The organism is Streptomyces sp. NPDC057253, from assembly GCF_042669125.1.
Classification (GTDB): Bacteria; Actinomycetota; Actinomycetes; order Streptomycetales; family Streptomycetaceae; genus Streptomyces.
The window spans coordinates 52,570-59,318 of the sequence record NZ_JBHUXV010000053.1 but is presented as its reverse complement, the minus strand read 5'-3'; the positions used below and the strand labels follow the sequence as shown (position 1 = coordinate 59,318).

The following is a 6,749-nucleotide window of genomic DNA, read 5'->3' as shown; positions in this document are numbered from 1 at the left end:
GGCCGAACGGGCGGCCGACTCCGCGTCGTCGGCGGCCTTGTCCGCCTGGTCGGCGGCGGCGCGGGACTCCGTGGCGTCGGACTCCGAGTCATGCGCCTCGGCGTAGGCGTCCTTGGCGTCGGCCTTGGCCCGGGCCGCGTTGGCCTGGCTCTCGGCGTCCCACGCGTCGTCCTGCTTGCCCTTCGCGCGGTCCCGGGCGGCCTCGGCGTCCTGCCGCTTGGCGCGGGCCGTGGACTCGGCGTTCTCCGCCCGGCCCTTGGCCTCGTCGGCGGTCCTCGCGTAGCCCTGCGCGTTCTCCTTGTGCTGCGCGGCCTCGGCCTGCTTGGCGGCGGCGGTCTCCTTCTCCGCCTTCGCCGTGGCCGCCTCGGCCTCCGCCGCGAGCCGCTTGGCGTGCGCGTCGGCGGCCGCCGCCTTCGCGTCGGCCTCGGCCTTCTGCGTCTCGACGAGCTTGGCCTTCGCGAGGTCGCGGGCGGCCTTCGCGGTCTGTGCCTGTACGGCGGCCGCGTCGGCGGCGGCCTTCGCCTGGGCGCGGGCCTCGTTCGCGGCCGCGGTACGGAAGGCGGCCTTCGACTGGGCGGCCTGCGTCAGCGCGCGGGACGCGATGGTGGCGCTGTCGCCCGCGGCGGCACGGGTGGCCGCGTAGGCGGTGTCACCGGCCTTGGCGAGCGCGTCCAGCGCGGCCGCCGATGCCTTGGTGACCTGCGCCTTCTGCTGCCCGACGAGCAGGCCGCGACCGCGCGGGGCCCCTGCCTTGTCGGCGATGCCGTACGCCGTGGTCAGCGCGGTGTCCGACGTGGTGGCGGCGGTCTTCGCCGTCGTGGCCTGGGCCTTGAGCAGGTCGAGCTGCTTCTTCGCCTCGGTCTGGGCAGCCGTGACGCCCTGCTTCGCCTTGTCGAACTGCGCCTTGGTCGGGTAGTCGAGGTCGTCGTCGGCACCCTGGTGCCCGGACGGGACGATGTCGAACTGCTGCGGCGCCTTGCCGGTGCAGTCCCACATGCGGCCGTCACGACTGTTGGTGTAGTCGGCGAGGTCGAGGCAGTTGCCGGTGCCCGGGTTGTACAACCGAGTCGTGCCGTGGGTGCCGTACTCCCACTTCTGCGAGGCGCCGGTGCCGCACGTGGAGATCTGCACGGCCGTACCGTTGGCGCTCGCCCCGCTCTTGACGGTCAGGCACTTGCCCGAGTTGGGGTTGACCAGGCGGTCACCGTCGATCTGCCACTTCTGCCCGGCGCTGCCGTTGCAGGTGTAGATCTGCACGGGCGTGCCGTTGTCCTTCTTGCCGCCCGCCACGTCCAGGCACTTGTCGGAGGCCCCGTGGGCGTGCACGACGAAGGGACTGGTGCCGATCCAGCCGGGCCCGCCGGCCGACCAGTAGTCCTGCCAGCGGACCAGGTGATCAGCGCGCCAGGACAGCCCGAGCAGCTCGCCCATGGCCTTGGAACCGGCGGCGAGGGCCTTGGTGGCACCGGAGTTGGCGGTCAGGATCTGGTTGCGCGGGCCGGCCTGCGCGGTGATCTCCTGCTGCCACTCGGCGGACGCGGCGGCGACCTCCTTGCCGAGCGCCTTGTTCGGGTCGACCGGAGTCCGCCAGGCGCAGGAGGCGAACCGGGACTTCAGGTCCTCCACCGCGATGCGGTACTCGACGGTGCCGGGCTCGGGCGCGGTGCGCGGGAAGCCGCCGTAGGACAGGAAGAGGCGGGCGTTGTCGGCGGACGGCGGCTCCATCGACCAGTTCACCAGGTGGTCGTAGGCCTGGTGCTCCTCGTACGCCTGATTCCAGTTGGGCGCATGCGGGTCGGGGTCGCCGCCGTACAGCGGGTCACCCAGGTCCTTGACCGCCTTGACGCCGGCGTCGTCGGCCTTCGGGGTCAGGTCGCGGTAGAAGTCGCCCTCGTCCTTCCAGAACTGCTCCCAGATCCACTTGGAGATGCCGGTCTGCTGGAAGAAGTTGGGGCGGTCGTCGCCGCTCGTGCCGGGCGGCCACTCGAAGTCGGCGACCGACTTGAAGCCGGACGGCGTGGGCAGTCCGGAGATCTGGAAGTCCCGGATGTGGTCGTAGAGGGCGGAGCCCTCCTTGTTCGCGGCATCCCTGTCCTGCTTGAACGCCGTCGACAGCGGAGTGGTCTCCCAGTACGACCGGTTGGCCGCGGTGTGCAGCTTGTCCGGCGTCTGGTTCAGCCCGTCCTGGGCGACGCCGAACATGGCGGGGCCGCCCATCCGCAAGGCCTCGCCCAGCAGGCACTGGTCCTGGCGGAGTTGCTCGGCGGCCTTGGCGTCGAAACCGTCGTAGCTGTCACCGGAGTCGGCCACGGTGGCCATGTCGTCGGCCGCGTACCGGCCGAGCACGTCCGGCTGTACGGCGATCGCGCCGACCATCGCCGCGGCGACCGCGGATGTCAGCAGTGGTGTGAGCAGCCCGGGCCGTCTGCGGGCATGCGTGAAGAGCCGAGTTCTCGGCATGTGGTGTCCTCCCCGTGGCGCACTGGGGCGGAGTGGTCTGCTCCGCGCGGCGCGACGGTCACCATAGACATATCTGTCGCGTGCAGGACAAGTGCCGTCGAGGTCACATGTGAGCAAAATGTGAGCAGCGTGTGAAGCCCTGGACATGACGAAGGCCCCGCTGGCGTGAAGCAGCGGGGCCTTCGTCGCTGTATGCAAAACATGGGGTTGTCCCCGAAGGGACGAGTGGAGATGGCGGGAATCGAACCCGCGTCCAACGGTGCAGAATCAGGGCTTCTCCGTGTGCAGTTCGCTGAGATTTTCTCGGCCCCGGCGATCACGCGAACAAGTCGCCGACGGGCCCAGTCACTGTTTGATTTCCCATCGAACCCCGTGACCGGGCTCGATGGTTTAGTCCCCTAGATTATGCCAGGGTCCGGGTCGGGAACATCCCCGGGCTGACACCCGTTAGGGCCTTCACTCACTGCTTATTAGGCAGCGAGGGCGAAGGCGCGGGAATCGCTCTTGGAATTGGCGATTATTGGTTGCGACATATGGTTAACGAGATCATTGCCGCTTCCTCGACACGCTTCCCCTGCTTCAACAGCCGCTGTCGAAACCGATCATCCCCATGTTGTGTTGTCAATCAGCACACCGACCGCGGCCGGTGTTGACTCCATCGTACGTGACCAACGCGCGCCGATGCCACCGTATTCCCGGCGACCTGCCGCCCTACTGGCCCCGCTGCCTCCGCTTCGCCGCCGCGATCGCCCGGTCCGACTCCCGCCGGTCCTGCTTCTCGCGCAGCGTCTGCCGCTTGTCGTACTCCTTCTTTCCTCGCGCGAGCGCGATCTCGGCCTTTGCGCGGCCGTCCTTGAAGTAGAGGGCGAGGGGCACGATGGTGTGACCCGTCTCCTGCGCCTTCGACTCCAGCTTGTCGATCTCCTCGCGGTGCAGCAGCAGCTTCCGCTTGCGGCGCGCGGAGTGGTTGGTCCAGCTGCCCTGGTGATACTCCGGGATGTGGGCGTTGTGCAGCCACGCCTCGCCCCGGTCGATCTGGATGAAGCCGTCGGTCAGGGAGGTGCGGCCCTCCCGCAGCGACTTGACCTCGGTCCCCATGAGCACCAGGCCGGCCTCGTAGGTGTCGATGATCGCGTAGTCGTGCCGGGCCTTCTTGTTCTGGGCGACGATCTTGCGCTTGCCGCCCTTCTCGCCGTCCCTGGCCTTGGCGGCCGCCCCGCCCTGCTTGGGCTGGGACTCCTTCGGTACGTACATTCCCTTGCTCATAGTGCTGCCATTTTCGCACCAGGAAGGGGGTCCGGGGCCAGCCCTTAACGACGGGGTGCGGAGAGCGGCCGCTAGTCGCCCAACCCGGCGAGCACCGTCTCGGCCTGGCGAAGGGCCCCCTCGTCGGCCTCGAGATCCGGTGTGATCCCCCGGCCGTCGACCCCGCGCCCCGACGGGGTCCGGTAATGCCCCACGGTCAGCTCGGCCACGGCCCCGTCCGGCAGCGGGCTCGGCATCTGCACCGACCCCTTGCCGAAGGTCCGGGACCCGACGACGACGGCCCGCCCCCGGTCCTGGAGCGCCCCGGTCAGCAGCTCGGCGGCGCTCATCGTCCCGCCGTCCACCAGGACCACCAAGGCCCTGTCGGTGGCGGCGCCGGCCACGGCGTGCAGCGCCTGCTGCGACCCGTCCACGTCGTAGGTCGCGACCAGCCCGCCGTCGAGGAAGACGGACGCCGTGGCGACCGCCTCGGTGACCAGTCCGCCGGAGTTCCCGCGCAGGTCGAGGATGATCCCGCCGTCGGCCGGAGCCTGCCGCACGGCGTCCCGCACCTGGTCCCCGACGCCCTTGGTGAACGAGTCGATCTTGATGACGGTGATCGAGCCGGCGAGCTCCCGCACACCGACCGAGTCCGTGGACAGCCGGGCCCGCCGCAGGGTCTCGCTCCACGCGTGCGTGCCGCGCTGAAGACCCAGTCGTACGGTCGTCCCGGCGGCCGCGTCCTTGGCGTCGCCGCGCAGTAAGGAGACGACCTCGGTGACGGGCCGCCCGTCGGCGGAGGCCCCGTCGACACTGCGCAGCAGATCGCCGCGGCGGATCCCGGCGGCGGCCGCGGGCGAGTCCGAGCTCACCTTGGTCACTTCGATACGGCCGTCCTGCTCGCGCCGGGCCCACAGCCCGACGCCGGTGTACTGGCCGTCCAGGGCCTCCTCGAACTCCTCGTACTCGCCCCGGGAGTACACGGCACCCCAGCGGTCCCCGCTGCGGCTGACGGCGCGCTCGGCGGCCTCCATGGGGGACTTGCCGTCGGCCATGGCCTGCGCGGCCGCCTCGGCCACGTCCTCGTGGTGGCCCGCGGGAGCCGCCGAACGGGCCGCGTCCGACGAGGACTTGCGCTCGCTCCGGTCGGCGTCGGGGAGCGCGCCGGTGGCGGCGCCGGCCACCAGGACGCTCGCGAACACCAATGTCAGGGCGGCCCCGCGGCGGATGCGGCGGGGCTGACAGAACAGGTCACGGCCTGACATGCCGGTGAGTCTAGGACAACGCAAGAGGGCCGCACGGCCGGTTGACCGTACGGCCCTCTTGGCATGCGTCACACCTTCAGGTACTTGCGCAGCGCGAAGAACGCGGCCAACGCGGGCATCAGCACACTCGCGGCGAGGATCAGCGGCAGCTTGGTCAGGACGGCGTCCCAGCCCACGAAGTTGATCAGGTTGAGCTTGGTGGACAGGGCCATGCCGTGGTCGATGGTGAAGTACCGGCCGACGACCAGGAAGACACAGGCGAGCCCACCGCCGATCGCACCGGCGACGGCGGCCTCCATGATGAACGGCGCCTGGATGTAGAAGCCGGACGCGCCCACCAGCCGCATGATCCCGGTCTCCCGCCGACGGCTGAACGCCGAGACACGCACCGTGTTGACGATCAGCAGCAGGGCGACGATCAGCATGAGCGCCATCACACCGAGCGCGGCCCGGTTCATCAGGTTGAGCATGGTGAAGAGGTTGTCCAGGATGCCCTTCTGGTCCTGCACGGACTGCACCCCGTCACGCCCGTTGAAGGCGGTCGCGATGACCTGGTACTTCTCCGGGTCCTTGAGCTTGATGCGGTACGACTCCTGCATCTGGTCCGGCGTGAGGGAGGCGGCCAGCGGGGAGTCGCCGAACTGCTCCTTGTAGTGCTTGTACGCCTCGTCCTGGGACTCGTGGACGACCGTCTCGACGACCGACATCTTCTTCAGGTCCGAGAGGATGTCCTTCTTCTGGTCCTCGGTGACCGCGCCCTTGGCGCAGTTGGGGTCCGACTCGGCGTCGCTCTTGTTGCAGAGGAAGATCGAGACGTTGACCTTGTCGTACCAGTAGCCCTTCATGGCACCGACCTGGTCGCTCATCAGGAGCGACCCGCCGAACAGGGCGAGCGACAGGGCGACGGAGACGATGACGGCGAACGTCATCGTCAGATTGCGACGGAGACCGACACCGATCTCGGAGAGTACGAACTGGGCGCGCATGGCGGGTTCTTCAGGCCTTTCCGGGGACTCTACGAACGGCGGTCAGTGCTGGTAGCCGTAGACGCCGCGTGCCTGGTCGCGGACGAGGCGGCCCTTCTCCAGCTCGATGACGCGCTTGCGCATCTGGTCCACGATGTTCTGGTCGTGCGTGGCCATCAGGACCGTCGTGCCCGTCCGGTTGATGCGGTCGAGCAGCTTCATGATGCCGACGGAGGTCTGCGGGTCGAGGTTGCCGGTGGGCTCGTCGGCGATCAGCAGCTTGGGCCGGTTCACGAAGGCCCGCGCGATGGCCACGCGCTGCTGCTCACCACCGGAGAGCTCACCCGGCATCCGGTCCTCCTTGCCGCCGAGCCCGACGAGGTCGAGCACCTGGGGCACGGACTTGCGGATCTCACCGCGTGACTTGCCGATGACCTCCTGCGCGAAGGCCACGTTCTCCGCGACCGTCTTGTTGGGCAGCAGGCGGAAGTCCTGGAACACCGTCCCCAGCTGGCGGCGCATCTGCGGCACCTTCCAGTTGGAGAGGCGCGCGAGGTCCTTGCCCAGGACGTGCACCTGCCCCTGGCTGGTCCGCTCCTCACGGAGCACCAACCGCAGGAAGGTGGACTTTCCGGAGCCGGAGGACCCCACGAGGAACACGAACTCGCCCTTCTCCACTTCGAGGGAGACATCCCTGAGTGCGGGGCGGGTCTGCTTGGGGTAGACCTTGGATACGTTGTCGAATCGGATCACGGATGCACCACGGTAGGCCGGGGGTAGATGAGCGTGACCATACGCGAACCGGGTGCGCGAG

Annotated in this window: 5 protein-coding genes and 1 other RNA gene; all 6 read right to left on the bottom strand. The window is 69.2% G+C overall.

Annotation, left to right across the window (positions count from 1 at the left end):
* Positions 1-2,460, bottom strand: a 2,460-nt coding sequence (locus ACFULQ_RS26830) for a ricin-type beta-trefoil lectin domain protein (protein WP_383548183.1), incomplete at its 3' end; no start/stop codon positions are given.
* Between the two features lie 223 nt (positions 2,461-2,683).
* Positions 2,684-3,070: a transfer-messenger RNA gene (ssrA, locus tag ACFULQ_RS26825) on the bottom strand.
* 101 nt (positions 3,071-3,171) lie between these two features.
* Positions 3,172-3,714 (bottom strand): SsrA-binding protein SmpB, encoded by a 543-nt coding sequence (gene smpB, locus ACFULQ_RS26820; RefSeq protein WP_383548180.1) that lies wholly within the window; start codon positions 3,712-3,714, stop codon positions 3,172-3,174.
* Between the two features lie 83 nt (positions 3,715-3,797).
* Positions 3,798-4,970, bottom strand: coding sequence for a S41 family peptidase (locus ACFULQ_RS26815; RefSeq protein WP_383548177.1), 1,173 nt, complete (start codon positions 4,968-4,970; stop codon positions 3,798-3,800).
* A gap of 68 nt (positions 4,971-5,038) precedes the next feature.
* Positions 5,039-5,956, bottom strand: a complete 918-nt coding sequence (gene ftsX / locus ACFULQ_RS26810; protein ID WP_383548174.1) for a permease-like cell division protein FtsX — start codon at positions 5,954-5,956, stop codon at positions 5,039-5,041.
* 42 nt (positions 5,957-5,998) lie between these two features.
* Positions 5,999-6,688 carry a cell division ATP-binding protein FtsE gene (gene ftsE, locus ACFULQ_RS26805; protein WP_007382424.1) on the bottom strand — a complete coding sequence of 230 codons (690 nt, stop codon included), beginning with the start codon at positions 6,686-6,688 and terminating at the stop codon, positions 5,999-6,001.
* Positions 6,689-6,749: the final 61 nt, after the last annotated feature.